This window comes from Tunturiibacter gelidiferens, assembly GCF_013410115.1.
GTDB lineage: Bacteria > Acidobacteriota > Terriglobia > Terriglobales > Acidobacteriaceae > Edaphobacter > Edaphobacter gelidiferens.
The window spans coordinates 1,376,375-1,403,098 of the sequence record NZ_JACCCV010000002.1 but is presented as its reverse complement, the minus strand read 5'-3'; the positions used below and the strand labels follow the sequence as shown (position 1 = coordinate 1,403,098).

At 58.1% G+C, this 26,724-nt stretch carries 20 protein-coding genes; 9 read left to right on the top strand and 11 right to left on the bottom strand.

From position 1 onward, the window contains the following. Positions 1-70 precede the first annotated feature (70 nt). Positions 71-3,046: an FG-GAP-like repeat-containing protein gene (locus HDF12_RS17915; protein ID WP_179585580.1), complete on the bottom strand. Its 2,976-nt coding sequence runs from the start codon at positions 3,044-3,046 to the stop codon at positions 71-73. Positions 3,047-3,431: 385 nt separating this feature from the next. Between HDF12_RS17915 and pgsA the strand changes: the two genes are divergently transcribed. Continuing rightward, positions 3,432-4,124 (top strand): CDP-diacylglycerol--glycerol-3-phosphate 3-phosphatidyltransferase, encoded by a 693-nt coding sequence (gene pgsA, locus HDF12_RS17910; RefSeq protein WP_179585578.1) that lies wholly within the window; start codon positions 3,432-3,434, stop codon positions 4,122-4,124. A gap of 181 nt (positions 4,125-4,305) precedes the next feature. Here pgsA and HDF12_RS17905 read toward each other — a convergent pair whose 3' ends face one another. The 3 genes from HDF12_RS17905 to HDF12_RS17895 all read right to left on the bottom strand — a co-directional run bounded on the left by HDF12_RS17905 (position 4,306) and on the right by HDF12_RS17895 (position 7,576). Continuing rightward, the gene (locus HDF12_RS17905; protein WP_179585576.1) at positions 4,306-4,623 is read right to left on the bottom strand and encodes a hypothetical protein; all 318 of its coding nucleotides are present in this window, start codon (positions 4,621-4,623) and stop codon (positions 4,306-4,308) included. A 523-nt stretch (positions 4,624-5,146) separates the two neighbouring features. Further along, on the bottom strand, positions 5,147-6,670 hold the full coding sequence (locus HDF12_RS17900) for a fumarate hydratase (protein ID WP_179585574.1): 1,524 nt from the start codon (positions 6,668-6,670) through the stop codon (positions 5,147-5,149). A gap of 171 nt (positions 6,671-6,841) precedes the next feature. Further along, positions 6,842-7,576, bottom strand: a complete 735-nt coding sequence (locus HDF12_RS17895; RefSeq protein WP_179585572.1) for an outer membrane beta-barrel protein — start codon at positions 7,574-7,576, stop codon at positions 6,842-6,844. A gap of 140 nt (positions 7,577-7,716) precedes the next feature. On the opposite strand from HDF12_RS17895, the gene HDF12_RS17890 reads away from it, so the two are divergent. Beyond that, positions 7,717-8,274 carry a c-type cytochrome gene (locus HDF12_RS17890; protein ID WP_179585570.1) on the top strand — a complete coding sequence of 186 codons (558 nt, stop codon included), beginning with the start codon at positions 7,717-7,719 and terminating at the stop codon, positions 8,272-8,274. 83 nt (positions 8,275-8,357) lie between these two features. Here HDF12_RS17890 and HDF12_RS17885 read toward each other — a convergent pair whose 3' ends face one another. Then, positions 8,358-9,470 (bottom strand): DUF481 domain-containing protein, encoded by a 1,113-nt coding sequence (locus HDF12_RS17885; protein WP_257025720.1) that lies wholly within the window; start codon positions 9,468-9,470, stop codon positions 8,358-8,360. Positions 9,471-10,090: 620 nt separating this feature from the next. On the opposite strand from HDF12_RS17885, the gene HDF12_RS17880 reads away from it, so the two are divergent. Continuing rightward, positions 10,091-10,828 (top strand): GvpL/GvpF family gas vesicle protein, encoded by a 738-nt coding sequence (locus HDF12_RS17880; RefSeq protein ID WP_179585566.1) that lies wholly within the window; start codon positions 10,091-10,093, stop codon positions 10,826-10,828. A gap of 238 nt (positions 10,829-11,066) precedes the next feature. After that, a complete protein-coding gene (locus tag HDF12_RS17875) occupies positions 11,067-12,659 on the top strand; it encodes an OmpA family protein (RefSeq protein WP_246374183.1) in 1,593 nt (530 codons plus the stop codon). A 167-nt stretch (positions 12,660-12,826) separates the two neighbouring features. Here HDF12_RS17875 and HDF12_RS17870 read toward each other — a convergent pair whose 3' ends face one another. Next, positions 12,827-13,048: a hypothetical protein gene (locus HDF12_RS17870; protein WP_179585564.1), complete on the bottom strand. Its 222-nt coding sequence runs from the start codon at positions 13,046-13,048 to the stop codon at positions 12,827-12,829. Between the two features lie 130 nt (positions 13,049-13,178). Between HDF12_RS17870 and HDF12_RS17865 the strand changes: the two genes are divergently transcribed. From HDF12_RS17865 to HDF12_RS17855, 3 genes are all read left to right on the top strand, one after another. Beyond that, complete coding sequence (locus HDF12_RS17865) at positions 13,179-14,213, top strand: zinc-dependent alcohol dehydrogenase family protein (RefSeq protein ID WP_179585562.1); 1,035 nt, start codon at positions 13,179-13,181, stop codon at positions 14,211-14,213. A gap of 120 nt (positions 14,214-14,333) precedes the next feature. After that, positions 14,334-15,275: an ABC transporter ATP-binding protein gene (locus HDF12_RS17860; RefSeq protein ID WP_179585560.1), complete on the top strand. Its 942-nt coding sequence runs from the start codon at positions 14,334-14,336 to the stop codon at positions 15,273-15,275. 31 nt (positions 15,276-15,306) lie between these two features. Further along, positions 15,307-16,191: an ABC transporter permease gene (locus tag HDF12_RS17855; RefSeq protein ID WP_179585558.1), complete on the top strand. Its 885-nt coding sequence runs from the start codon at positions 15,307-15,309 to the stop codon at positions 16,189-16,191. Positions 16,192-16,354: 163 nt separating this feature from the next. On the opposite strand, the gene HDF12_RS17850 is transcribed toward HDF12_RS17855, so the two are convergent. The 4 genes from HDF12_RS17850 to HDF12_RS17835 form a co-directional block, all read right to left on the bottom strand. Continuing rightward, positions 16,355-17,656, bottom strand: coding sequence for an NAD(P)/FAD-dependent oxidoreductase (locus tag HDF12_RS17850; protein WP_373563985.1), 1,302 nt, complete (start codon positions 17,654-17,656; stop codon positions 16,355-16,357). A gap of 226 nt (positions 17,657-17,882) precedes the next feature. Continuing rightward, complete coding sequence (locus HDF12_RS17845) at positions 17,883-18,890, bottom strand: YpdA family putative bacillithiol disulfide reductase (RefSeq protein WP_179585556.1); 1,008 nt, start codon at positions 18,888-18,890, stop codon at positions 17,883-17,885. Between the two features lie 42 nt (positions 18,891-18,932). Continuing rightward, a complete protein-coding gene (locus HDF12_RS17840; protein WP_179585554.1) occupies positions 18,933-19,640 on the bottom strand; it encodes a response regulator in 708 nt (235 codons plus the stop codon). Positions 19,641-19,676: 36 nt separating this feature from the next. Next, positions 19,677-20,393, bottom strand: a complete 717-nt coding sequence (locus HDF12_RS17835) for an Hpt domain-containing response regulator (protein WP_179585552.1) — start codon at positions 20,391-20,393, stop codon at positions 19,677-19,679. 85 nt (positions 20,394-20,478) lie between these two features. Here HDF12_RS17835 and HDF12_RS17830 point away from each other — a divergent pair, with 85 nt between their 5' ends. Next, positions 20,479-22,386, top strand: coding sequence for a DUF2339 domain-containing protein (locus HDF12_RS17830; RefSeq protein WP_179585550.1), 1,908 nt, complete (start codon positions 20,479-20,481; stop codon positions 22,384-22,386). Next, entirely contained in the window at positions 22,383-23,681 is a 1,299-nt protein-coding gene (locus tag HDF12_RS17825) for a DUF3999 family protein (protein WP_179585548.1), read from the top strand. The genes HDF12_RS17830 and HDF12_RS17825 overlap by 4 nt, the downstream gene beginning before the upstream one ends. A 129-nt stretch (positions 23,682-23,810) precedes the next feature. Here HDF12_RS17825 and HDF12_RS17820 read toward each other — a convergent pair whose 3' ends face one another. Next, entirely contained in the window at positions 23,811-26,486 is a 2,676-nt protein-coding gene (locus HDF12_RS17820) for a DNA translocase FtsK (RefSeq protein ID WP_179585546.1), read from the bottom strand. Positions 26,487-26,724: the final 238 nt, after the last annotated feature.

Sequence of the window (26,724 nt, the reverse complement as noted above, 5' to 3'; positions counted from 1 at the left end):
ACAACAAAGGAAGAGGCAGCTCACGAGGCTGCCTCTTTTGCCGTAGTCGCCGGCGTTCCAATCTGAGCAGCTAGTCCTGCACCGTTACCTTTACCTTAGTCGACACGATGCTCGCAATCGTTCCCGATCCGGTCCCAATGACTCGAATCATATAACTCCCCGGTTTAGTCCCCAGGTTGGTGCAGGCCCCGCATCCTGTCAGCGAAGCCGTTCCGCAAATTGCAAGGACCGCGATCAGCAGGCTCCTAATCGTACGTCTTCGCTTACCCGGTAAGAGCAGAACAACCAGCGCCGCGAGAGTCGTACTCGCAAACGGCAGACCAGCCGTCCGCGACTCGGAATCCGCAACCTGGCATGATCGTGGGGCCATCATGCGCAACTGCAGTGTCGTTGTCCCGCCCCCTCCTGGGATCGTCCCCGTCGCAAACCTGCACGTCGCCTCCGACGGCAGATCACTGCACGATAACTGAACCGGCTGCAGATAACCGGCCTGAGGAGCCACAGCCACTTGGAGGTTCACCATCCCGCCTACTACCGTGGTCGTAGAACCTGTCACCGAAATACTGAACGCACTCATCGTCGCTGCGAGCGGCAGCACTGTCACCGTCACCGGTGCGGAGGTCGATCCCTGATGCGTTGCATCTCCTGAGTACACCGCCGTCAGTGTATGTATCCCCACAGCGAATCCTGAGCCTGCGCTCGCCGGGCAGTTTGCCGCCTGGGTTACAGGGATCGTGCAGATATTCGTCGTGCCGTCGAAAAAAGAGATCGTTCCGGTCGGTGTGCTGCCATCACTCGCAGTCACCACCGCGGACCCACTCACCGTCTGTCCGAAGTAGATCGTCGACGGCGTCGAAATCGTGAAGACCACCGTAGTCGGGATGCCCATTACTGCATGGCTCCCGTTCAACACCACGCTGTTGTAGGTAGAACTCCCGTTGTACTCGGCTGTCAACGCATGCCATCCGATCGGCACCGTTCCGGGGACAGAGATCGAAGCTACACCGCCGCTCACCGGCACGCTCCCCACCGCCTTGCCGTCGACAGCAAACGTCACGGTTCCCGTGACCGACGGGCCATTCGCTGGAGGGGTGACCTGTGCCACAAGCGTGAAGGTCTCGCCATAGTCCGTCGCATTCGGGGCAGCCGTGAGTCTGCCAGAGACAGTCTTCGTCTGGATCCCGCTGAGCAGCACCGTGATCCCACCGGTAATTACGCCATCGTTCTCCGGCGTTGTTCGGCCGATCGCTGGATTCACAATCACTGTCCCGCCATTAGCAACGACCAGGTCTGTCAATCCATCGTTATTCACATCTCCAGCGGAGATTGAATTGATTCCCATTCCCGCCAGGAAGTGCGCTTCTTCCCCAAACATTCGCCCGCCGAGATTGTTCTGGACATTCACCACATAACCGTCGCTCATCACCAAATCCGGCCGACCATCGCCATTTACATCGACTACTGTCAATTGGAAAAAGTTTCGCGAGGGCGCCATCAAGACAGGCGAAGAGAAGCTTCCATCGGCGTTCCCATACCAGATATAAATCGCGTTCGCTATAGATGCCGTCGGGTGAGCGTGATCAGCGCTTTGGTTGTCATAGGCCACGATCACATCCTGGTTGCCATCACCATCGAGATCGACCGTTACCGCCGCCGCTTGCACTAGCCCTGCCATCTGCGGCTCTCCCGGCAGTCCAGTAATCTGAGCGTTAGCAGTCGCACCCGCGTACGCGGTCGTCGGTGTTGCTGTAGTGGAAAACGTTCCGTCTCCATTCCCGTGCAGCAGGAGGGCCTGCGAGGCAGAAACATTCACAACTGCATCCAGATTGCCCGATCCACTGAACTGCCCCAAAGCTCCGCTCAACGCCGGCTGTCCTGCCGCAAACGCGCGCGAACTCCCGAGTCTTCCATCCGCGTTTCCTACCAGGATCGCAATTCCTTCAGGCGAGTCAACTGCTACATCCATCAAGCCGTCGCCATTGAAGTCCGCAACTGCGAAGTTCGTCCGCCCCGGTCCCGCGTTATAGATTCCCTGCAGTGTAAGGCTCAAATCGCTCTGTCCAAGCAGAACACTCATGCCAGCGGGAGTCGCTGTATAAAAATTGTTCCGCCCCGCAACATCAGTCACCGCGACAAGATGTCCCCCCAAACCGGTCGTCGCGTCTGCGCTTCCACTTCCACCCTCGGAGGTGGTCGAAAAACTTCCATCCGCGTTCCCATGAAAGATCTCAATCCGCCCCCCAACTCCCTCCAGCACTAGATCGGGATGTCCGTCGCCATCGACATCATGCAGCAGCATGCTCTGTGCCGCGCTTGATCCCGCATAGGTCCCGGCAGCAGTCAGCAGTCCATCCGTCGAGCCAAGAAAGACATCTGCTGCGCCGCCGGCGACAGACTGAATCACCAGATCGGTGTGACCATCCCCGTTTAGATCTGCTGTCGCCATCGGCCCCACGCCGTTCGCGAGTCGCGTCCCGACGATCCTCACCAGCGTGCCGCTCTCGTCCATCGTCAGCGTAATCAACGAAGGGTTGGCAGCATCCTCCACCAGCAGATCCAAGGGCCCCGTATCGTGCAGCTGCGCTCCCATCACGTAGAGGAACTGCGGTGCCTTCGTTCCCACAATCGCGAAGGTGCCAAGCTCCTGCGCCGGTGCAAAGGTTCCGTCCCCTCTTCCCAGCGCAAGATAGGCTTTGCCGAGTCCAACCGCGCCCCAAACCCATGCGAGATCAACATGCCCGTCGTGATTGAAGTCGGCAACGGCAATCGAAGCCCCCGCTGTGGCAAGTGTCTGTCCTGGGGCGAAGGTTCCCTCCTCGTTACTCAGCAAAATATGAGTCGTCGACGCGGTCGCGGTCGCGCCGTAGTCGGTATAGATCAGATCGGCCCTGCCGTCTCCGTTTAGATCTGCCGCTACGATCCCTGCCGGCCAACTCCCCGTCGCAATCACCAGAGGTTGTTGAAACTGCTGTGCCGTCGCAGCCAGGGCAACAAGGCTCAGAGAGCAGAGTGCAATCGTCTTGGGCAAGACACTTCGAATCGGCATATCGACGCTCGGACTACTTCTCTATCGGCGTCGTCGAATGAACGGAGAGGGGCTTCTGACAGGAAAGGGTTTATGTAAGAGCCCTTTCCCTTGCGGGTATGGAAAACGAACCTCAGAGTCGTCGAAAACCCCGGCATATTCCGTTAAAGACCTCAGCTATCTTGTCGATAGCTACCCATCGTGGCCAAAGCCGGGCGCAGCGCTTGACGTGCGCGGTGCCAACAGCCAACCAAAGCCACTCCTGCGCCGGAAAGTCGGACTATGCTCAAGAGGAAGCGCGCCCCGCAAACTCAGGCTGCCTTTAGCCTTTCCCACTTTCACGCGTCTTACTGTGGCAGAATGCTAGTGTGCCGCGTACTCCTGCTGCGGACTGTGTAACCTCTCGATGAACCTGCCCAACTCCATCACGATGAGCCGTATCGCATGCGTTCCTCTGCTCATCTGGATACTCTCGCCCGCCTTCCCCTTCACCGGCGGACACGGAGCGGTAGGCCTCCGCGGCGGCGAACAGGAGATCATCGCCAGCATCGTCTTCATCCTTGCCGCCATTACCGACGGCCTCGACGGCTACCTCGCCCGCCGCCGCAAACAGATCACCACCATGGGCATGCTGCTCGACCCCCTCGCCGACAAGCTCATGGTCACCGCCGCCTATATCATCCTGGTGGCCTACAACCCTCGCGTGGTCCCACCTTGGATCGCGGTCCTGGTCATCGGGCGCGAGTTCCTGGTCTCCGGTCTCCGCAGCATCGCCGCAACTGAAGGCTTCACCATCGAAGCCAGCGAGATCGGAAAGCTCAAGACCGTCATCCAGATTGTCTCGGTCGTCGCGGCCATCCTCGCGCACCGTTGGGACTACTGGAACTGGGGCGGCTATATCGTCGGCGTCCACTTCATCGCCGTCACCGCTATCTACTGGATGACCATCGTCTCCATCATCTCCGCGATCGACTACTTCATCGGCTTCTGGAAGAAGATCGACCACGCCTCCGACAAACGCCGCAAGCGTCGCAGCTTCGTCCTCAGCCGGAAGCCCAAGCCTGTGCCTCCGACAGAGCACCCCTCCCGCATCACTTAGCAGAGCCCTGGAATTCGGGTGCCCCATCTTCATGACGGTCTCATCGTCGCTAAGGTGGGCATCGTGCGCAGCACGACCCGCTCCGGGTTGCCAACGCTTGCTACCGTAACCCCGTTTCCGTGAACTCCGACCCTGAGGTGCTTATCCACGTAGCGAATTCCGCAGTCCGAGACGACGCGAGCTATGCGGAATTTATGACTTGCAAGCAGATCGGCGGGTATTCGCGGGCGGGGCCGACTGAGTTCAGCTGTTCTTTGGTGAGAATCACGATCCAGAGTGCGGGATCATCTGTCCTAAAGTCTGCTAAGACCTCGGCCACTTGACCGAACGGCAATGACTCATCGGCATAGAAGAAGAGAACTTGTTCCTGACGGGTCGCCATGATCATCCTGATTTGACGGCGTAGATCATTTTCCACAGGCATCAGATCGTCGTTCACGAGGCTGCTGTGATCAAGCCTATAGCGCACAAAAATCTCTCTACCGTCGCCCATGTTCATCAGTTCCTGCCGCTTACATTGATGAGATAAGAGGACTGGAATTCCACTTGCGGACCGACCCAGCGTAGACCATGCATTCGAAAGCATCCAAAGTGCGGCAAGCCCAACCGTCATTGTAAGCAGTGGCCCCAATCCCTTCGTCATCCTTGAATAGACACCCAACTCCGCGGCTTAGTTCCGGATGTTCCCTTAAAGTCGGGTTACAGGCAACTTCACATCAATGGGTTCAAAACTAACCCACTGCCCGATTCTGTCAAGCTCTTAACCAATCTAACCATCATCGTTTCAAAGAGATACGCCTGTCATAATATCCTGCCCCAACTGCTATACTGGTGATAGAGCTAACAGAGAAGGCCCCGACCATCCATCGGGGCCTTTACCTTTTAGTAAACATTTTTTCGCTAAGTCCTTTGAATGGAATAATGTACACCTAAAGTACAAAGCTAAGCCTTCTGTTTTTAATACTTTAGCACTTTGACGACGGGGGAGGGGTACTGTGACACAGACCAACAGTCGCACGCAGCTACTGCAGAATCGGAATCCCGGCGATTCTGCGCGACCACTCCTCCGGTCCCGTCGTATGCACGCTGGTGCCTTTGGTGTCGACCGCCACGGTCACAGGCATATCCTGCACGTCGAACTCGTAGATCGCCTCCATCCCCAGATCGGCGAACGCCAGGACCTTCGAACTCTTGATCGCCTTCGAGACCAGATACGCGGCGCCGCCAATCGCGATCAGATACACCGCCTCGAACTCGCGAATGGCATCAATCCCTGCCGGACCGCGCTCCGCCTTGCCGATCATCCCCAGCAGGCCAGTCTCGGCCAGCATCTGTCGCGTGAACTTGTCCATGCGCGTTGCCGTCGTCGGTCCGGCAGGTCCTACAGCCTCATCGCGCACCGCCTCCACCGGCCCCACATAGTAGATAAACCGGTTCTTGAAGTCGACCGGAAGCTTCTCGCCTCGCGTCAACATGTCGGTCATTCGCTTGTGTGCCGCGTCGCGCCCGGTCAGCAGTTTGCCCGAGAGCAGAATCACCTCGCCCGGCTTCCAAGTCTTCACATCGTCGTGTGTCACGGTATTCAGATCGACCCGTCGCGCTGTATGCACGTCGTACTCCAGCTTCGGCCATGCATCCAGCTTCGGCGGATCCACCATCACTGGTCCGCTGCCATCGAGGTGGAAGTGAAGATGCCGCGTCGCCGCACAGTTCGGAATCATGGCGATCGGCAGATTCGCCGCGTGCGTCGGGAAGTCCATGATCTTCACGTCAAGCACAGTTGTCAGTCCGCCCAGCCCCTGCGCACCGATGCCCAGCCGATTGACCTTGTGATACAGCTCGATCCTCAGCTCTTCGATCTTCGTCTTGGCCCCCCGCGCGATCAACTCCTGCATGTCGATCGGGTCCATCAGCGACTCCTTCGCCATCACCATCGCCTTCTCCGCGGTCCCGCCGATCCCGATTCCCAGCATCCCCGGAGGACACCATCCCGCTCCCATCGTCGGAACTGTCTTCAGCACCCAGTCCACCACCGAATCCGAAGGATTCAACATCGCAAACTTGCTCTTCGCCTCCGAGCCTCCGCCCTTCGACGCAACCGTGACGTCCACCTCTCCACCCTCCACCAACTCGACCACCACCATGGCCGGCGTGTTGTCGCCGGTATTTCTGCGTGTAAATGCAGGGTCTTCCAGAATACTCGGCCTCAACACGTTATCGGCGTTCCGCCACGCCTCGCGCACCCCCTCATCGACCATCTCCTGCATCGTCATCATGCCGCCGATGCCGGGCTCCCACCGAACCTCCATTCCGACTTTCACAAATGCCGTCACAATTCCCGTGTCCTGGCAGATTGGCCGATGACCCTCGGCGCACATCCGCGAGTTGATCAGAATCTGCGCCATTGCATCCTTCGCGGCGTGGCTCTGCTCCATCTCGTAGGCCCGTGCAAGGTTCGTAATGTAGTCCACCGGATGGTAGAAGCTGATGTATTGCAGCGCATCCGCCACACTCCGGATAAAGTCGTCCTGCTTGATCGTCGCCATTACGAACTGCCTCCTACGAATCATTCCCGCCACAGCATTTTACTTGCGCCACAGCATCTCTGGTCGAACGTAGCCTTGCTTCACCCGCATCCCAGGATCAACTCTTGCGCAAAACAAAAACGGGTGCAGCGAAGTCTCTCGCCGCACCCGCTCACAATCAACAACCAACTCTTACTTGATCTTTCCGAATCGGTACACCAGACCGACATTGACGCCAAAGTTGTTCTGAATCGTGCTCTGCGGTCCGTGAGTCAGATCCGTCGGATCCAACCGGAAGAACGTCGCTAGGTAGGTTGGCGAAACCCGAAACGCGATGTTCGGATAGAAGTTGTAGTCGAAGTTGGCACCAAGGGCAAACGCCGGTTTGGTCGCATCCTGCCATACCCCGATATCCCTAGACTGAAAACCCTTGGCGTCGCCGTCAAACTTGCCCAGAACAGCTCCGCCTTCGCCTGTCACAGTCACAGCAATCTTCTCCTTCGCATACACCCGGTAGGCCACTCCGCCCAGGAACGGGTATTCCGAGATCTGCGGATTGAAGGGCAGGGTTACTGGCGAGCCTAGATTGTTCCCGATCTTCGCATTTCCATACGCCCCGCGAACTTCTCCGATGATGCCCAGCTTCGGATTCAGGAAGTAGGTTCCCGACATCCAGAACGTCACTTCATTATTCTTCTGCAGGGAAGAGCCTGGTTTGAACCGCATGTATCCGCCGCCCCCCGCAACTTCATACCGATGGCTGTACGTCTCCGCAGTCGTCCGCGCAATGCGAGCCTTGCGGTTGGCGCTCGACTCCCGCCGCGTCCTGTGCGTCACCTGTGCCTGTACCGCAACCGCCCCGCTGGCCATCAACCCCGCCAGCAACAATCCTGCTACCTTCTTTACACTCGAACGAAAACCGAACATCAACGATTACTCCTGCACAAGCTTGGTTTTGCTATTGTGGTACTCGAGACCTGCGGGCTGGAAACCCAACTGCGGCCATCCCTTATTAGAACATCCGCCGCCCCTCAAAGCGGCCCTCACCCCCAAGGAGTTTGCTCAAGATGGCGAAAAAAAGCAGCGGCAGTGGCGGTTTTGGCAAAGTCTTTCTTGGTTTCTTGCTCGGTGTTGTCGCTGTCGCCCTGGGACTCTTCGCCTATCTCAAGTTCGGACCGCTGCCGGTCGCAGTGGCCGACTCGCCTCTCCCCTTCGAAAAGCAGATTGTCCACCTCCCTCTTGACGCCCGCATCGAACGCGAGTCCAAAGCCGCTCCCTTCGGCACAAGCGAAGATGTCTTTGAGTCCGGAGCACACATCTACCGTGCTCAGTGCGCGAGCTGCCATGGCACTCCTGGCCGCGATGTACCCTACGCCAAGGCTATGTTCCCCTCAACTCCGCAGCTCTGGAAGAAACACGCGACCAGCGACGTAGTCGGCGTCAGCGATGATGAAGCCGGCGAGACCTACTGGAAGGTAGCCAATGGCATCCGTCTCTCTGGCATGCCGTCCTTCAAACACATACTCTCCGATACCGAGATGTGGCAGGTCAGCCTGCTCCTGAAGAACGCGGACAAGGAACTACCCGGTCCGGTCACCCAGATCCTGAACTCGCCGACTCCATAAGCTCTGCCGTCACTGAGAAATCTGACAAAAAGAAAAGGCCTCGGACGCAGTATATGCGGCGAGGCCGTATCTCTTAAAACTAGCTACTTCAGCGTGTACGTTACGCCAGTTACAAACTGGAAGCTGTTGTCTTTGTACCCAAACGCCGGATTGCTCAGATAGTTATCCTGCAGGTTGAGGTTAAGGCTGAATCGCTTGTAGGTCGGCAGCTGCAGACCTGCCGCAAAGATCGCGGAGTAGATGCTCGGATCGTTCCAGGACGGTATAAACGTTCCGCTCTCCGTGAAGAGGATCTTCCGTGGCAGGGTGCGGTGATATAGCTCGGTGAAGCTTGATCCGATCAGATCCGTACTCGCAGTGGGCGGCACGAAGTTCTGCCTTTCATAGTGCACATCCACCTTCACATCAAACTCCTGAACCGGGGTTTCAATGACGGTGTAACCGATACCAGCGCCATAGATCTGTTGCAGATTCAGGCCCTGCGCGAAGTTGTGATCATACGACAAACCGACCAAGCCATAGAGTCGAGGAGTCAAATACTTGTCATGCTCTGCGTCCGCATGAAAGATGTTCGTCTTTGCGACGGAATCCGGAGTCGGAGGCGTAGTCTGCGGAATCACGGGCTGCGTCAACTTGCCATACGTCTCCAACACGTCGATCGTGTCGCGTGTCCGTGGAGGCAGAAACTCGACCGAAGGGACGAGCCGTATCAGGTTGACTGCCGCGGTGAAGCTCTGCCCCGTCTGCGTGGATTCGACCAGCGTGACCCCACCAGATAGCCCCCCCGTCCAATCCTGGAAGATCCCCGGGTTTCCGGTCACCTCTTTGGTGTACGTCGCTCCGTCGATCAAAGCAGAAAGGTCCTTCACCGGTACCGTATCAATTACGCTCGAGGAAGACGTGTCCGCCAGCGTCACAGCGCTGTCCTGATAGGTGATCGTTCCCGGTGTCTTCGAGGTGCGAGTGACCTTCTCTCCGTTCCTCAACGCGACGAACTTACCCCCGCTGTGGAGCTCTTTGATCTTGTCCGCTGTCACCGTAATCTCACCGACCACATCGCTCTTAAAAACAAAAGAGTCACCGTTGGCCCGCTCCAGAGTTCCCGTCAACTGATCGCCATTGGTAAACACGATCACATCGGGTGCCGGTTTGGCCGCGGCGCTCTGGGCCCATCCTGTCGATGCCTGGTAAAACATGGCGCCTAAGATCAGGCTCAAGACAAACAGGTTGTGCCACTTACCTCGCCTGTTGCCAGGGGTTGTTTCGTAGTATGGGCTCATCCGTTAAAAATAGCGTAGCCTAGCGGAAGTTCAGACGTTTTCGAGGTGAATATGCGACCTGTTGTTCGTGTCATTGGAAAAGTGTTGCGTCTGGTCGGCATCTCAAGCCCCGAAGATTCTGCTCCCAAGCCGATAACCGCGTCGGATCCCCCCTCGTGGCGGACTCCCGAGCACCCTCCGGTGAACCCAAAAGAAACTTCAACCGAGAAGTAGATCAGCGATTCTATTCGCCACGATCTGCGTACTTGCTGGTATCGCATCTGGTGGTACGACCTCTTCAGGCCTCGATAGATTGGCCAAGCGCGTGCCCACAAAATAGTGCATCTTTCCGGCGAAGAAAGTGTTGCCAATCGTACTTCAATAGGCATACTATCCGTTTCGGTTCGGCGGAGTCTGCGGCAAATCGCATGCTTCTCAGGGCCAAAAACCTATTGAAATGAAGAGCTCCTTCAAAATTTCCGTATCGGTTTGAGTTACATAACCAACTTCCTGATGGGGCGGTTAGACCCCTCAGCGTGCTCGGAAGGATAAAATTTATGGCATGGTACGCGTATTGCGTCGCAGAGAGACAGGCATTTCCAGAGCTTTGCCGCCACCGCCGCCCGATGCCCCTGACGAATGTCTCGGGGCTCTTCGGTAACCAGACGTTCTTGTTTCCCGCCAGTGATTTAGCCGTTATCGTCTCTGAACACAGCCCCGAAGACAGCGCACGGCTCGACCAACAGGCCGCCAAAGATCACGCGCGTGTCGTCGCAGACTGCTTCAAGCTCTCCACCGTTCTGCCTTTTCGCTTCGGGACCACCTTCCAGGACGACGATGCTCTGCGCCGCTCCGTTCGCTCCAATCAGCGCCACTTTCAAGCCAACGTCGAGCGTCTCCGCGGCAAAGCCGAGATGCATCTCAAGGTCCTCGTCGACGATATCTGCCCAGGCAACGCGACTCGCGACATGACCGTGGGCCAGCAGTATTTGACCAGTCTGCGAGAGAGCGCCAGTCGTCAGCGCGAGCGCCAATCCAAAGCCCGCGCCCTCTCCATCCAGATGCACCGCATGTTCCTGCCGCTAGCCGAAGAGATCACCTGCAAGCGAATGGACACCGGCAAGATGCTTCTCGACATCGCCCACCTCATCGACAACAAGACCGTCGAGCGTTATCAGAACAAGTACACCTCTGCCACGCTCGAGCTCAAGGATTGCCGCATGCAGCTCTCCGGCCCCTGGCCTCCGTACCACTTCGTGCATAAAACCACACCGCAACACCAGCACAGCGCATAACGCAAAAATCAATTACGGCGGCTCCCTTCAGACAGGGGGCCGTTGTTCGTTTCACGACATTTCGCAAGCGCCCTGGTTTGTGCTATTTATGTCCATGGAACCGCGTGGGATGTACCCGGGACAGGGTGCCTTCCCGGACACCCTTTACCCCGTCCTGCGCATCGCATCATAAGTCGTCAGACGCAGGAAAAGCTCTGCGCCTGTGCCCACTAGTTCGTGTTCGGCAAGGAGATCGTGAATGAATCGCACCAAGAACGTCTTTACTGCCCTAATGATTTCTGTTGGAATCTTTGGATATTTTGGGGCTGGCTCGACAGCGCTCCACGCGCAGGAGCCAAACCCGACGGCGCAGACCAATCCTCCCCAAAATCCGGATGAGATCAAGAAGCAGGACAACGGAATCTATATCTACCGTGTAAAGGTCGTTCAGCGCGACCTCGACGCCGTCAACTACCTGCATCGCAGCGGTTCGACCAATATCGGCTTCAGGGGGACACCTCTTCTTCCCTTGGCCAAAGGGGAGGCCAAAGTCACAAGCGAGCGTGGTGGAATTCACATCTCAGCGCGGTTCCAGGGGCTCACACCAGCCAATGGCTTCGGTCCCGAGTACCTGACTTACGTTCTTTGGGCGATCACGCCCGATGGCCGCCCTAACAATCTTGGCGAAGTCCTTCCTGCGAACAATAAGAACAACATAGAGGTGACCACCGCCCTCCAGTCCTTCGGCATGATCGTCACCGCAGAACCCTATTTTTCAGTGACCCAGCCAAGCGACGTCGTCGTGTTGCAGAACGTGATTATCAACGACAAAACCACCGGCGTCCTCGAAAAAGTGAATGCGCACTACTCCCTTTTGGCACGCGGCTCTTACGCCCAGACGGAGGGCTCCAGGTCGAATCTCAATCCCATCACAAGGGATGAAAGATCCCCGCTTGAGCTCTATCAGGCCAACAACGCGGTCCGAATCGCGCAGGCAGCAGGAGCCGATAAATACGCTCCCGACATTATGGCGGAGGCGATGCAGGATCTCCGCAACGCTACCGACATCGACCAGAACAAAAAGGGCGATCGCAAGATGGAGATCACCTTCGCGCGCCAGGCAGTACAGCGTTCTGAAGACGCCCGTCTCGTTACTTTGCGCAAGCAGGCTGCGGAGCGCCAGTTGAACGCAGACAACGCCAAACGCGACGCCGAGGCTCAGGCCCAGCAGTCGCAACTTCAGGCTCAACAGTCGCAGCTTGAGGCTGAACGCGCCCGCGCCGCCCAGGCTGAAGCGGATGCCGACCGCGCCCGTGCCGAAGCAGCCGCCGCCGAAGCTCAGGCTCGTGCCGCCGCCGCCAATAAGAGCGCAACAGACGCCAACGCCGTCCGTGAAAGGCTTCGTAGTCAGCTGAACAGCGTCCTCGCCACCAGCGAATCAGCCCGGGGCCTCATCGTCAACATGTCCGACGTGCTCTTCGACACTGGCCGCTACACCCTCAAGACGAACACGCAGATCAGTCTGGCTAAGGTTGCTGGAATTCTGCAGGCCTATCCTGGTCTGAAGCTCCAGGTCGAGGGCTACACCGATAGCGTCGGAGGAGACCAATACAACCAGAAACTCTCGGAAAACCGTGCTGATGCCGTTCGCGACTTTTTGGTTACGCAGGGCGTCCAGACGGATAACATCTCCGCCACTGGCTACGGCAAAGCCAAGCCTGTAGCCGACAACGCCACAGCGCAGGGCCGAGCCCAGAACCGGCGCGTCAATCTTGTCGTCTCGGGCGACGCGATTGGAGTCCAACAGAGCAGCCCCGACGCCGATCCAGCCCCACCGACAACACCGCAGTAAACTTGTTTCTTCCCAAAACCAGAAGGCCGCCTCAGGCGGCCTTCTCTTCCTAAAACACGAGTCAATTCAAGCGCCCAACAAACTGTAGAGTCAACGATTAGGTCAGCCCACCCAGTGGAACGCGACGCGATCCGGCCCACAACTGCCAGAATCAAAGCAGTCAAACCCTATAAGTGAATCGACCAGCCAAGCTCCGAGAGCTTCTCTTCAATATCGGCAAGCGCGATCGTTAGTGCGGATCGCCGGTGCGGGCTCGAAGTCCGCTCCGACAGAATACGTTCCCGCTGCAACTCCAACGCCTGTCGCCTTCGTTTGCGTTCCGCTACCTCGGCATTATCGTTTGCGGTGACAGGTTTCGGAGCGGCAGCCTGGTTTTGCTGTTCTTCCACGGATTTACTCTCCCATCCTCGCGACATACTGTTCATTCTACGCTGCGATATATCAATATATAAATAGTTTCGCTACTCTCGTCTCCTCGGCGATTCCAAATCGGCAGCATCCAACTCTTCCAGAGACACTATGCGCGCATATCCTATCCAGCAATTCGGCCTCGATCACCTCCGGCACCTTGATCTGCCTACCCCGCAAACAACCCCCGGTACGGTCCTGATCAAAGTTCACGCCGTCTCTCTCAACTATCGCGATCTCATGGTCGTCAAGGGTCTCTACAACCCGAAGATGTCCCTGCCACGCATCCCCTGTTCGGACGGAGCGGGAGAAGTCGTCGCCACGGGCGAAGGTGTCACCCGCGTTAGAGTGGGTGACCGCGTCTGCGGCATCTTCATGCAGCGGTGGCTCGACGGCCCACTCACCGCCGACAAATCAAAGGCCGCTCTCGGTGGCGACGTAGACGGCATGCTCACCGAGTACGCTGTTCTCGACCAAGAGGGAGTCGTCCGTTTCCCCGAGCATCTCACCTACGAAGAAGCTTCCACCTTCCCCTGCGCTGGCGTGACTGTTTGGAACGCTCTTCATCACGCCGGAGACCCACCCAATCCAGTACATCCAGGAGAAACCGTAGTCATCCAGGGCACGGGCGGCGTCTCTATCTTTGCGCTCCAATTCGCAAAGCTCCTCGGAGCCCGCGTCCTCGGCACCTCCTCGAGCGAAGAGAAGTTAACCCGCGCACGCAGCCTCGGCCTCGACGAAGGATGCAACTATAAGCTGCGCCCCGACTGGTCAAAATGGGTTACCGAAACGACCGCTGGCATAGGAGCGGATCGCATCATCGAAGTGGGCGGCGCTGGCACCTTCGGTCAATCTTTGCGAGCCGCCCGAGTCGGCGGCACCGTCGCGCAGATAGGCATCCTCTCCGGCGGCACTACCTCAGACCACGTCGCCCTCACGCCCATCCTTCACAAGCAACTCCGCGTGCAGGGCATCTACGTGGGCTCCCGCGCCATGTTCGAAGAGATGAACGCTGCCATCTCGAAAGCCAGCTTGCGTCCTGTTATCGGCAAGGTCTTCGACTTACCTCAGGCCGCCGAGGCCTTCGCTCACATGGAGTCCGCATCGCACTTCGGAAAGATCGTTATCCGCGTTACATCAGACTAAACGATACCCGACAACCTCAGAACACAGCTTGTTGACCGTGCAAAACAGTCGAAGCCTCAGCCACCGAAACGCTACGTGACGTTGCATATAATCGCAGAAGCGCAGGAGGAGTTGAGCCAAATGATAGTCGAGATCGAAAGCCTCCAGAAAATCTACGATGGCAAGCAACGAGTCGTCGCCGTCGACGGCATCGATCTCAGCGTTCACGAGGGCGAACTCTTCGGCCTTCTCGGTCCCAACGGCGCAGGCAAAACCACCACCATCAGCATCTGCACCACTCGCGCCCTGCCCACCTCGGGTCGTGTTCGCATCGCAGGAATCGACGTCGTCAAAACCCCCGCGGTGGCTCGTCGCTTCATCGGCGTAGTACCCCAGTACAACACGCTCGACCGAGCCTGCACCATCTACGAAAACATCAACTTCCACTGTCTCTACTTCGGTTTCTCCGGCCCCGAAGCGACCGAGCGCACCAATCAACTCCTCGCGCAATTCCACCTGACCGAACGCGCCGGCGCCTATCCCGCCCAACTCTCCGGCGGCCTCGCCCAGCGCGTCCAGATCGCCCGTGCCATCGCCCATCGCCCCAAGGTTCTCTTTCTCGACGAGCCCAGCGCCGGACTCGACCCGCAAAGCCGCATCGCCATGTGGGATGCCGTCCGCAACCTCCGTCAAGAGGGAATTACCGTCGTCCTCACAACCCACTACATGGAAGAGGCCGACGAACTCTGCGATCGCGTCGCCATCATCGACCACGGCAGAATCCTCGTGCAGGACACCCCAACAGCACTCAAAGGTTCCGTCGGCGCGCAGAAGGTCTACGAGCTATACCTTCGCAGCCAGGACAACATCCCCACCCTCGTGCAGCAACTCCAGCAACTCACCGGAGTAGCCAGCGCAGAGCCTACCCCCAAGGGTGTTCGTGTCCTCGCACACGGAGCTGAAGGCCTCCTCTCCGACGTCGTCCGCGAGGCAAACCCCTACGGCCTCCGCGACCTCACCATCACCGAAACCAGCCTCGAAACCGTCTTCATTCGTCTCACCGGCCGCGACCTTCGCGAGTAGTCAAGAGAACCGTCTAAAGACCGAGATATCTATGACCCAACTGGCAGAAGTCGCAAAACCGAGCACGTCGCTAAATCGCCAAACCACCCGCGGCCCTCAGAGCTCGAAGCTCACCCAGTACGCGCGCGCCTTCGTTGGCCTCTTCCGCCGCGATCTCCACGTCTTGCGACGCGAGCTATTCCCCTTCATCATCCGCGTCTGCATGAACCCCCTGCTCTTTCTCTTCGTCTTCACCTACGTCATCCCGCACATGAACGCAGGCGCCGCCATGAATCCCACAGCGTCCATGGCTGGCAACGCCTTCTCGACGGTCTTACTTCCGGGTCTCATGGCCGTGGCCATCATGTTCTCCGGCATTGCCGCGGTCGCACTCCCTCTCGCGCAGGAGTTCGGCATCACACGCGAGATCGACGACCGTGTCATGTGCCCCTTGCCCGTCCCCTTCGTCGCCATCGAAAAGATCTGCTTCTCCGCGGTCCAGAGCGTCATTGCCGCCTGCATCGTCTACCCGCTGGCCTACTATGTTCCAGCGACACACCCCACAACCCATATCAGCAACTGGCCGTTTCTCATTCTTGTCGTAGCCCTTGCCAGCCTTACCGCAGGCGCACTCGGACTCACCATTGGCACCAGCGTCAAGCCGCAGCAGATTGGTCTCATCTTCGGCGTCGTCGTCATCCCCATCACGTTTCTAGGTTGCGTCTACTACCCTTGGGCCGCGCTCACTCATATCCGCTGGCTCCAGGTTGGCGTTCTCATCAACCCAATCGTCTACATGAGCGAGGGCCTCCGCGCAGCCCTTACTCCCACGCTGCCGCACATGAACCCCTTCCTCATCGTCGGCATGCTCATAGCCTCTCTCTGCCTCCTCACCTGGCTGGGCATCAAGGGCTTTCTACGCCGCGTCATCGGCTAGCTTTTTCTGCAGATCCTTCTGAATTTTGAATAATCCGGGTATGCGACGACAGCAACGTCTCAGGAAATCGGCGCAACTGTAAAGCTGATTAGCAGGACGATTGATCAAGCGCGAGATGGCAGCGGCCGCAGCGAGTGCAAATACGGTGTGCCGAAAAGTTAGGTTAGACACGTTTTACATCAGGCAGGGGAAGCTCAACCGTTGAAAGATGCTTCGCCATCTGCCGACCAATTCGAACGCTCTCTGAGATTCCCCTGTCCTCGGGATAATAAAAGCAAGTGTCGGCAACCTGTAGTCCTCGAATCGGAGTTTGGATCGGCGGAATCTTTGCTGCGAATCCGGGTTCACAGACAGGTTGCGCATGACGAAGACGGGCTACATGCTGCGCGATAATGTCCTCGCGCGTCAGCTGCGGATTCAACCTCTGGAGATATCCGAAGGACTCATTCAGAAGTTCTTCGTCGGTCCAGGTGAATTTGATGTTGTCGTTTGGCATGTAATAAGGCACATACACCACAGTGTCGCCACCGACCGGTCTGAGCTGCGAGAACTCAATGATCCCAGGGGTAGAAATATCTGGTTCGCTGATATTGACCCAGAAGTGTGGACTCACCGATCGCTTGAGTTTGAAGACCAGGCAGCAAATACCCATATTTACTATCGATTCGTAACGAGCCTTCCAATCTTCAGGTAGGTCTGGGATCATCGCTGTGACCAGCGGCGTTGGGACCGTACAAATAACCGCATCCGCTCGCACGAACCCCTCGGGCGTCATGACCCCCTTCACCTGCCCATCTTCCACAATTACTTTCTGCGCCCCACAACGCGTGCGGACCTTGCCTCCGCTCTTCACAATCGACGAGCACAGAGCATTCACCAGCGTCTGACTTCCGCCTTCAATGTAGCCGAGTTCTTCCTCCATGAATGACTTGCGGGATCGACCGATCCGCTTGATCCGGGTCCAGATCCAGGCAGCTGAGACATTATCCGCATATTGATAGAACTTCAATGCAAACAGTGGTTTCCAGAGACGCTCAAACACCTCCGTCCCACACCATCGAGTGATCCAAGTGTGGGCTGCCTCTGTTTCAATCGCATCCCAGCGCTCCCGCCGCACAGACAAAAACGCAAACAGGCCATATCTGAGTCGAGAGAGGAGGCTGATTTCAGGAAATTTCAATAGCGCAAAGGGAGTGCCCCAATCGTGCATCCTGTTGCCCGTAAAGATGCCCATGGAGGTAGTCCTCCACTTTAGCTGGTCGCCGATGCCAAGTTCTTCCAGCAGCGCCATTGTTGGCGCATCGCTCTTGCAAACGAAGTGGTAAAAGCGCTCTATGGAAAGCCCCGCCATGTCAAAGTGAGCAGCCATGCCGCCGGGCTCAGGCGCAACCTCCAGAACTTCCACCGTGTGTCCGGCCTTCGCGGCGTGGAACGCTGCAGAAAGGCCCATTGCCCCTGATCCAATGATTACAACGTGAGCGATAAAGCACCTTCTCCTGAAGTTTGCGCAAAGCGTGAAGTCGTATGGTTCGTTACGGACATTACGCAACCAACAGAGGAGATCTGGCTCTCCTTGCGCAGCACATATTCCCCTGAAAATTTCTTCGGTTGTCGGTTCCAGACTACCATCCGTCAGGGAGTCAGCAACAGGACAGGATGGAAGGGCTATCGCTCCAGCCTAGCCCCGCAACCTAAGCCGCAACTCGCTTCCTTCGCAGATCTTCCGCGATCAACTTCCCATGGAAGCGCCCATTTTCGATGAAGATCTCACTCGTCCGCTCCCCCGCGACAATGACTCCAGCCGCATAGATTCCCGGCACATTGCTTTCGAGCGTACCCGGATTGCATACGGGGCAACGGTCATTCGCTTTATCCAGCTTTACCCCCAGCCTCTCGATGAACTCGAAGTCGGGATGGTACCCCGTCAGCGCAAACACAAACTGGTTCGCAATCGTCACCTTTCCTCTCCGGGTTGCGAGAGTCACATCGTCCTCTGTAATGTTCGTGACAACGCTGTCGAAGTAGGCTTCGACCTCATGATTCTTGATCCGGTTATTGATGTCCGGCAGAATCCAGTACTTCACACTTTTTGGAATCTCCTTACCCCGATGCACCAGCGTCACCTTCGCACCATGACGCCAAAGGTCCAGCGCTGCAATCGCCGCGGAGTTCTTTCCCCCAATCACCAAGACATCAAGCCCATAGTAAGGATGTGGCTCATGATAGTAGTGCTTCACCTTGCTGAGATCCTCGCCGGGAATCCCAAGGTAGTTCGGTAGATCGTAGTATCCGGTGGCGACCACCAACTTCCGTGCACGATGGTTCACCGCCCGCCCAAAGCGATCCATCGTACGAACGCGAAAATTACCGTCTGCACCATCTACCTGCTCAACATTCTCATACTGACGAACGTCCAGCCGATAGAACTCAGCCACCTTGCGGTAGTACTCAAGCGCCTCACTGCGATTGGGTTTCTGATTTGGACTGGAGAAGGGCATATCCCCGATCTCCAGCAGCTCCGGCGTTGTAAAAAATGTCATATGCGCCGGATAATGAAACAGTGAATTGCAAAGGCAGCCTTTATCGACCAGCATCGTCGTAAAACCCGCCCGTTGCGCCTCAATCGCGCAGGCCATGCCAGTCGGCCCCGCCCCAATCACTAATAAATCCACAATCTCTGAAGCCGCACCCTCGCTCATACCTTCATTTTACTGAAGGCCCGCAAACGGCAGATCCGAGATCTAGTTGTCCAGAACAACGAGCTTGTGAGCGATCGCAAACAGCGCCAACTCCAGCCGCGTCGAAACGCCGGTCTTATCGAAGATATTCGAAAGATGCCGCTTCACCGTCTCCTCACTGATCGTGAACTGCTTAGCAACATCTTTGTTGCTGCAGCCTTCCACGATGCAGGTCACGACCTCCAACTCCCTGGGCGTCAAACCATAGGTCTTCCGCTCCGGAACTGCGGCTGCCTTCTTCATCAGCTCGTTCAGCGCCGTCACCAGATTAGCAACCCGCTCCCCGCCTATCCAGTAGTCGCCAGAGAGCACAGCCCGCAGCGAACGGGAAAGATCGCCCGCAACCGCATCCTTCAGCACGATACCGCGAGCTCCGATCTGCAGCGCTTCGATGATCTGTTGCGTTGAGATCGTACTCGTCAGCATGATGATCTTCACCCGCGGCGACTTGCTCATAATCGCGCGCAGAGCCTCTAGTCCAGGCAGCCGTGGCATCTGCAGGTCCAGCAGCAGAATGTCCGGCTCCAGCTCCAGTGTCTGCGTAATCGCCACATCGCCATCTTCGGCTTCGCCTACCACCTCGAAGCCGGCCTCATTCTCCAGCATGTTCTTCACGCCGAAGCGCACCACCGGATGATCATCGGCAACAACGATACGGATCGGTGTCGCCGCAACAACTGCATCGTCAGATTTCTTTATCGATTCCTTCATCGTTGCATCATCTCCCGACAACTCGTTGACCCGACACTAGTTGCTTTCGCGTGCGACCAGAATACGCCGCAGCCGTTCGCACGCCACCATGAATTCGTCCAGTGTAGCTACATCGTCATCACGCAAACCCCGCTCCTCCATTGACGTTGCAAGTCTTTGCAGCTCAACCGCACCCACCATCCCGCATCCACCCTTGATGGCATGAGCTTCCTTTCTATACGCAGCGTCATTGCCATCGGATGTTGCCCGTCGCATCTTCCCAATCCTCGCCTCGGCATCCTTGAGGCAAAGGGCATACAACTGCTCCAGCTGCGACCGCCGCATGGACTGTGAAAGCTTCCCATAGACCCCCTCATCCAACACACCCCCCTTCGCACCGCTTGATCCCTCGTCGGCTCGAGCAGAACCACGGGAGATTGCTCTCGCCAGGGTCTCCATCGTAAACGGTTTCAGTAGAAACCCGTCGAACTCCTGCCCCGTCCCATCCTCCAACTCACTCCCGCTCATCGCCAGCAGTAAGCTCCCCGTCCCGCACAATCCGCGCAGGCGCCGAGCAAGTTCATCCCCCGCAGTCCCAGGCATCTGCATATCCGTCAACACCACCTCAGGCAACGGACGGGCCCGCTGCACGTGCACCAGCGCGGCATCCCCCGACTCCAACGCCTCAACCTCGTATCCCGCCCTCTCCGCCAGCAGCATAAGCACCTCCCGGCTCAACTCATCGTCATCCACAATCAAAATCCGAACCGGCATGTCTCTCACTCGTCCTTAGCGCAAAGACTATCAACTGACAGTCTTGAGTACCATTCTGGCGCATGATAGCGGTAAAGTAGTTGCCATGGCTTCGGAGGATGTGCAGGACGACCAGAATCAGGACCGGCCGAAGCAGCCCAACGAGCAAGCCCAGCTGGCCGCGACCCTCGCAGCCCTCTCCGCCCGCGTCGAGAGTCTTGAACAGCAGTTAGCGCAACTGCGTTCTACCCCCTCCTTCAAAGCGCGCAAACTCGCAGCCCCTCCACCACGCCCTTCCTCAACTCCATCCACAGAAGTCCCCGTCCCCGACTTCGTCTGCAATCTTCCCAAACCCAACGGCTCACTGGAAGACCGCATCGGCTCCCAGCTCTTCAGCCGCATCGGAATCGTCGCCCTCCTCATCGCCACCACTCTCTTCCTCAAGTGGGCGATCGACAACCACTGGATAGGCCCCACAGGCCGCATCCTCGCCGGTCTGATCGCAGGCGCGGCCATCGTAGTCTGGTCCGAGCGCTTCCGCCGCCAGGGCTTCAACGCCTTCTCCTACTCGCTCAAGGCCATCGGCAGCGGAGCCCTCTACCTGTCCCTCTGGGCCGCCTTCCAGCTCTACCATCTACTACCCGCCGGCATAGCTCTCACCGCCATGATTCTGGTCACCGCCTGGAACGCCTACATGGCCTGGTCGCAGAACAGCCAGATTTTAGCCGCCTACGCACTCGCTGGAGCCTTCGCAACGCCCTTGCTCCTCTCCACCGGCGGCAATCACGAAGTCTTCCTCTTCACGTACATCCTCGCAATCGATGTCGCCACGGTCTCGCTCGTCCGCCTTAAGCCCTGGCCGCACCTTCTCTTCGGAATCTTCCCCGCCACCGTGGCCTTCTTCATCGGCTGGTACGTCGAATGGTTCGACGTCTACAACACGCCGAAGCCGCTCTCCACCACAGCGATCTTCATCGGCCTCTTCTTCCTCACCTTCCTCCTGCCATCCATCCGCACTCAGCAAAATGACCAACACCCATCAAGTCCAATAACCGAAATCCTCCTCCCATTGGCGAATGCAACCTTCGCGGCACTCGCGCTCTACTCCGTCCTGCAGGACACCGGCAATCACGATCTCCTCCCCTGGCTGGCGGTTCTATTCGCCGCGTTCTATCTGGGCCTGATGCGCTTGCCCCAATCCCGCATAACCTCCGCCGTCCATCTCTCTCTCGCGATCGTCTTCCTCACCATCGCCATCCCACTTAAGGCCAGTGGCCGCTGGATCATCGTTGGCTGGCTCGCTGAGGGCGCAGCTCTCCTCTGGGTGGCGGCACGTCTCTCCAGCCCAACGCCAGTCAAGGACGCCGCTTCTGCTCCACTCATCCTTCGCCGCCTCGCCACCATCGCTCTCGCCCTCGGTGTCTGCGGCCTCCTCATCGAACCCTTCTGGCTCAATGAGCAAATCGACACGGCCTTCTTCAACCTCCGTTTCGCCACCGCCCTCTTCGGACTCGCCGCTCTAGGCCTCTCCGCGCTCATCGCGCATGGCTCCCTGCGCCACTCCGACCAGCAGAACAAAGCGTTCCCAAACTGGGTCACCATCGCGGGATCCTCCATCGTCGCGTTCAACTTCATCGCCATCCTCTCGTGTCTCCGCGAGCTTGACTCCGCATGGCGCGTCTCTGCTGGCAACCCCGAAGCCGATCTGCAAAAGGCCCTAGCCATCTCCACCTTTCTCATGCTCTACGGCGCGTGCCTGCTGGCTTTGGGCTTCTGGAAGCGCTCCGCCTTCATCCGCTGGCAGGCGCTCCTCCTGCTGGTCTTCACCATCGGTAAAGCCTTCCTCTACGACTTGCGCAACCTCAGCCAGGGCTACCGCGTCCTAAGCTTTCTCGGACTCGGGGCCTTATTGATGGCCATCAGCTTCGCCTATCAGAAGGACTGGCTGGCTCTCCGCCTCCCCAATCCCACACCCGAACCCCATCTGCCCCCGCAGGAAGGAGCCGACCGGTGAAGTCTGCGATTCTCCTGACCGTCCTTCTCTGGCAGTCGAACGCAAACCCGGAGCCAACTGACCCTCACTATCTTCGCTTCGAACGAGCCATCACGGTACCGTCAGGCGCAGGTCAAAGCTGCGCCATCATCGACCCCTCTCTCTTCCCACACGCCGGTCCGTCCCTCAAAGATCTCCGCCTCTTTCAGAACAACCGAGAGATCCCCTATGCCATCACGCTGAGCGAACCGCAGCAACCTGACAGCGACACCGCCGTCATCCGTAACCTCGGCCTTCGCGGTCGCAACATCGTCTTCGACCTCGAGATGCCGAACCGCCCCTACACCGAACTCACCCTCGAGCTAGCCGGACACGACTTCATCGCCACCGCCACCGTCTCCGGGACCCACGACCCCAACTACGCGAACCAGACGAATCTCGGCGAGTTTACGATCTTCGACCTGAGCAGCCAACATCTCTCTCGCAGCACAACGATTCATCTGCAGGAGACCAGCCTCCCCTATCTCCACATCGAACTAGCAGTCTCCCCAGCTGCCGCCGCACACGCCTTAGACACCTCTCCGCAAGTTCTTCAAAAGATAGTGAAATCGGTCACCGTTCCCCCCAGCCGCGAAGCTCAGTCTCTCTACACCAAGGCAGCCGAAGTCTCAAGCATCATTCAGCGCGGCCGCCAAAGCATCGCCACCTTCGCCCTGCCACAACGTATTCCCATTGAGCGAGTCTCCTTCTCTCTCTCGCCGGCCTTCAAAGTGAACTTCAGCCGCGATGTCAACATCAAGGACCATCCCACCGCCACTCCCAATCCAGCCGACGCACTCAGCGAGACCCTGGCCGGCACCATCTTTCGCGTCCACCTCACTCAAGCAGGTCGCGAGATCCGTCAGGAGCAACTCAGCGTCCCCGCTACCCTGGGCTCGAACATGCAAAGCGCAGCCACAGTCGAAGTCGCGGTCAACAACGGCGACGACGCCCCACTCCCGATCACCGCCATACGCCTCGAGATGCGTCAGCGCAAGATCTGTTTCGACGCCCCCACGGCAGTGCCTCTCACCCTTTTCTACGGCGACGCCGCCCTCACTGCGCCCCAGTACGACTACACCCGCCTCTTCTCTCCCTCGAGCGAGTTTCACGAAGCAAAGTTAGGACCTGAACAGTTCAACCCTGCCTACCGCGATCGTCCAGACGCCCGCCCTCTCACGGATCGCCATCCCCATCTGCTCTGGATCGCCCTTCTGGTCGTGATTTGCATTCTCGCGATCGTCGCCATCCGTTCGTCGAAGACAGTCCACCACTAGCTGTCCGCCGCTGGCAGCATATCTTCCGACCAAAGGGAGGGCTACGTCTTCCAACTCCGCCGAGACAAGGTATACAAGTCACGAAGTGACCGCCCTCCGCGCAGGAGGCCCGTCCGGCAGGACAGATTCTTACCGAATCGCCGCATCCACTTCACTGATCCAGTTAGGAGACTTCAGAATCTCACGCGGCTTCGACCCATCCGCCGGACCCACCAAACCATCGTTGTACATCATGTCGATCAGATGAGCGGCGCGCCCATAACCGATCCGCAGCCTGCGCTGAAGCAGGGAAGTGCTCGCCTTCCCAAACTCAAACACCAGCCGAACCGCATCGTCATACAGTTCGTCGTTATTGTCCCCATCCACGCCACCATCCCCATCTTTGCCGGTCCCGTTGTCTTCCTTCGGCCCTTCCAGGAAGCCATGCACATACTCGGCCTCACCCTGCGCCCTCCAGAACGCAGTCACGGCCGAGATCTCTTTCTCGGTCACAAACGGCGCATGCACACGCTGCACCCGGCTCGTCCCTGGCGGCAGATAGAGCATATCGCCGCGTCCCAGCAAGCTCTCAGCACCATTCGAATCGATGATCGTCCGCGAGTCCACCTTCGTCGCCAACCTGAAGCTCATACGAGTAGGCACATTGGCCTTGATCAATCCCGTAATCACGTCCACCGAAGGCCGCTGCGTCGCAAGCACCAGATGAATACCCACGGCACGAGCCATCTGCGCCAACCGTGTGATCGACTCTTCGACATTCGCCCGATCCAGCATCATCAAGTCAGCCAACTCATCGATGATGATGATGATGTAAGGCAGCGGCTCCTGATTCACATCCTCAAACAAGTACTCGCTGCCATGGTCGAACAGTTTATTGAACTGATCGATATTCCTCACATGATTCGCCGCCAGCAGCTTCAACCTTCGTTCCATCTCGCGCACAGCATTTCGCAGCGCATTTGCTGCCAGCTTCGCCTCGGTAATGATCGGCGTAAACAGGTGCGGGATTCCCTCATACATCCCAAGCTCCACCCGCTTCGGGTCCACAAGAATCATGCGAACCTGTTCCGGCGTCGACTTGAACAGCACACTCATGATCATCGCGTTGATCGCAACCGACTTGCCCGAGCCAGTCGAACCGGCAATCAACACATGCGGCATACTCGCCAGGTCTGCCGTCACGATGCGCCCGTTGATGTCCTTACCAAGTGCAATCGCCAGCCTGCTCTTGCTCTGCGCGAAGCTCTCACACTCGACCACATCCCTCAGCCAGATCGTCTCCCGCTCATGGTTCGGCACCTGGATCCCAACCGTGCTCTTACCCGGCATCCGCTCAATCAGAATCGACTCAGCCGCCATCGCAAGGCAAAGATCATCCGCCAGCCCCGTAATCCGAGCGACCTTAACCCCAGCCTCCGGCTTGAACTCAAACGTCGTCACCACCGGCCCCGGATTGATCTGCGTCACCTGCCCATCGACACCAAACTCAGCCGACTTCTCCACCAGCACCCGCGCCTCTTCACGCAGCGCATCCTCGCGAACCACAGCGTGCTCTTCACTCCGATAAAGCAGCGACGAAGGCGGCAGCTTATACCCCCGCACACTCTTCGGCACAATCGTTACCGGCTTGATATCCGCATCCGCCCGCTTGCCAAACGAAATATTATCCGGCAACGTGTGAAGCGGCTGCGAAGCAGCAGGGACTGGAGCAAACGGAGCTCTCGGCTCCTCCGCCACCTTCTTCGGCACCCGCATCGGTGCCGGAGCCTTCATCGAAACAGGCTCACGCCCGTCCTCAGCACCAGCAAAATCTCTGAAGTTCGACTCGTCATCCAGCGCATGCACCGGGGCCGCCGCCTTGGCCAGCACCTCCGCAAACGGCGCCGCCGCCGCCACCGCCGTACTGAACGCTGTCACCGGAGGAGCATCCACCAGCGTCCGCGGCATAGCCTCGAAGATCGAAGTATGATGCCCGACCGCAACCTCCTCGGGTGAAATCGAGATCGGCTGCACCTTCTTCTTCCTGCTCAACCAGCCAAACAAACCACCCAACAGCGTCGTCGACTCCGGCTCAGGCTCCAGTCTCCTGCGCTCTGCCGCCTCCGCAAGCTCACGAGCCCGCCGCGCCCTGGCATCCGCCTGCTCCCGTTTACTCCCATAAGCCTCTTCCAGATCTACCTCAGCACCAGCCCGGCGACTCCGACGCTGCGACCACCACTCCCACAGCCGCTGCACAAATCCAAACCGGATTGTCGCCCACTCCCGTGCCGTATTGAACGTAAACGTCGTTGCCAGGTAGAGCGACACCGCCACCATCAGCGTCAGAACAATCGCAGCTCCGGGCAGATTCAAATAATGCACCAACAGATCCGCCAGCAGCCGCCCCGTCGTCCCCTCAACGGGCAGCGAGCCGCGCCACATCATCTCCCCAGGCAACAGCGCAATCGCAGCCGGCCCAAACACCACCCACATCCCCAACCCAATCGTCTTCGCCAACGGAGACCCAGCCGGTCGAGACCGCATCCAGCAGATCCCCAGCCGTCCCAGCACCAGCGGCAGGAAAAACGCCGCAACCCCAATCAGCTGCAGCATCGCATCCGCGAGATACGCCCCAACCATCCCCGTCCAGTTATGTGCAGGCCGCCCTTTCACATACTGTCCCACCGTATCGAAAGACGGATCGGTCGGCGTATAGCTCGCCAGCGCCAGCAGCAGCAGCCCCGCGCTCACCAGTACGACCATCCCGAGAATCTCATTCAGGCGGCGGTTGCGCGTCGGGGTCGAAACAAGTCTCAGCGTTTTCATTGGGGAGCCTTCATGTGAGGGGGACGCGCGGACTCATTCGTCACAGCGCGCAACACCTCTCACGCCGTCCGATCCAAACCGAGCCCGCAAATCACCAGAGCACCTTCGATTATCCCAGACCCTCCCCAACCCCCTGCACAAATGTCGAAAAACCTCACTCCGGGGTACCCACATACAAACCCACGGGCACACCCTGCATCTACTCCTTCATATTCACCGCCGAGCAAAATTTCACTCG

Excerpts from the sequence above, each read along its gene's own strand:
- HDF12_RS17895 (WP_179585572.1), bottom strand. The coding sequence starts at position 7,576 with ATGTTCGGTTTTCGTTCGAGTGTAAAGAAGGTAGCAGGATTGTTGCTG.
- HDF12_RS17840 (WP_179585554.1), bottom strand. The coding sequence starts at position 19,640 with ATGAAGGAATCGATAAAGAAATCTGACGATGCAGTTGTTGCGGCGACA.
- HDF12_RS17890 (WP_179585570.1), top strand. The coding sequence starts at position 7,717 with ATGGCGAAAAAAAGCAGCGGCAGTGGCGGTTTTGGCAAAGTCTTTCTT.
- HDF12_RS17885 (WP_257025720.1), bottom strand. The coding sequence starts at position 9,470 with ATGTTTTACCAGGCATCGACAGGATGGGCCCAGAGCGCCGCGGCCAAA.
- HDF12_RS17830 (WP_179585550.1), top strand. The coding sequence starts at position 20,479 with ATGGCTTCGGAGGATGTGCAGGACGACCAGAATCAGGACCGGCCGAAG.
- pgsA (WP_179585578.1), top strand. The coding sequence starts at position 3,432 with ATGAACCTGCCCAACTCCATCACGATGAGCCGTATCGCATGCGTTCCT.
- HDF12_RS17900 (WP_179585574.1), bottom strand. The coding sequence starts at position 6,670 with ATGGCGACGATCAAGCAGGACGACTTTATCCGGAGTGTGGCGGATGCG.
- HDF12_RS17880 (WP_179585566.1), top strand. The coding sequence starts at position 10,091 with ATGGCATGGTACGCGTATTGCGTCGCAGAGAGACAGGCATTTCCAGAG.
- HDF12_RS17875 (WP_246374183.1), top strand. The coding sequence starts at position 11,067 with ATGAATCGCACCAAGAACGTCTTTACTGCCCTAATGATTTCTGTTGGA.
- HDF12_RS17860 (WP_179585560.1), top strand. The coding sequence starts at position 14,334 with ATGATAGTCGAGATCGAAAGCCTCCAGAAAATCTACGATGGCAAGCAA.
- HDF12_RS17855 (WP_179585558.1), top strand. The coding sequence starts at position 15,307 with ATGACCCAACTGGCAGAAGTCGCAAAACCGAGCACGTCGCTAAATCGC.
- HDF12_RS17835 (WP_179585552.1), bottom strand. The coding sequence starts at position 20,393 with ATGCCGGTTCGGATTTTGATTGTGGATGACGATGAGTTGAGCCGGGAG.
- HDF12_RS17820 (WP_179585546.1), bottom strand. The coding sequence starts at position 26,486 with ATGAAAACGCTGAGACTTGTTTCGACCCCGACGCGCAACCGCCGCCTG.
- HDF12_RS17845 (WP_179585556.1), bottom strand. The coding sequence starts at position 18,890 with ATGAGCGAGGGTGCGGCTTCAGAGATTGTGGATTTATTAGTGATTGGG.
- HDF12_RS17865 (WP_179585562.1), top strand. The coding sequence starts at position 13,179 with ATGCGCGCATATCCTATCCAGCAATTCGGCCTCGATCACCTCCGGCAC.
- HDF12_RS17905 (WP_179585576.1), bottom strand. The coding sequence starts at position 4,623 with ATGAACATGGGCGACGGTAGAGAGATTTTTGTGCGCTATAGGCTTGAT.
- HDF12_RS17915 (WP_179585580.1), bottom strand. The coding sequence starts at position 3,046 with ATGCCGATTCGAAGTGTCTTGCCCAAGACGATTGCACTCTGCTCTCTG.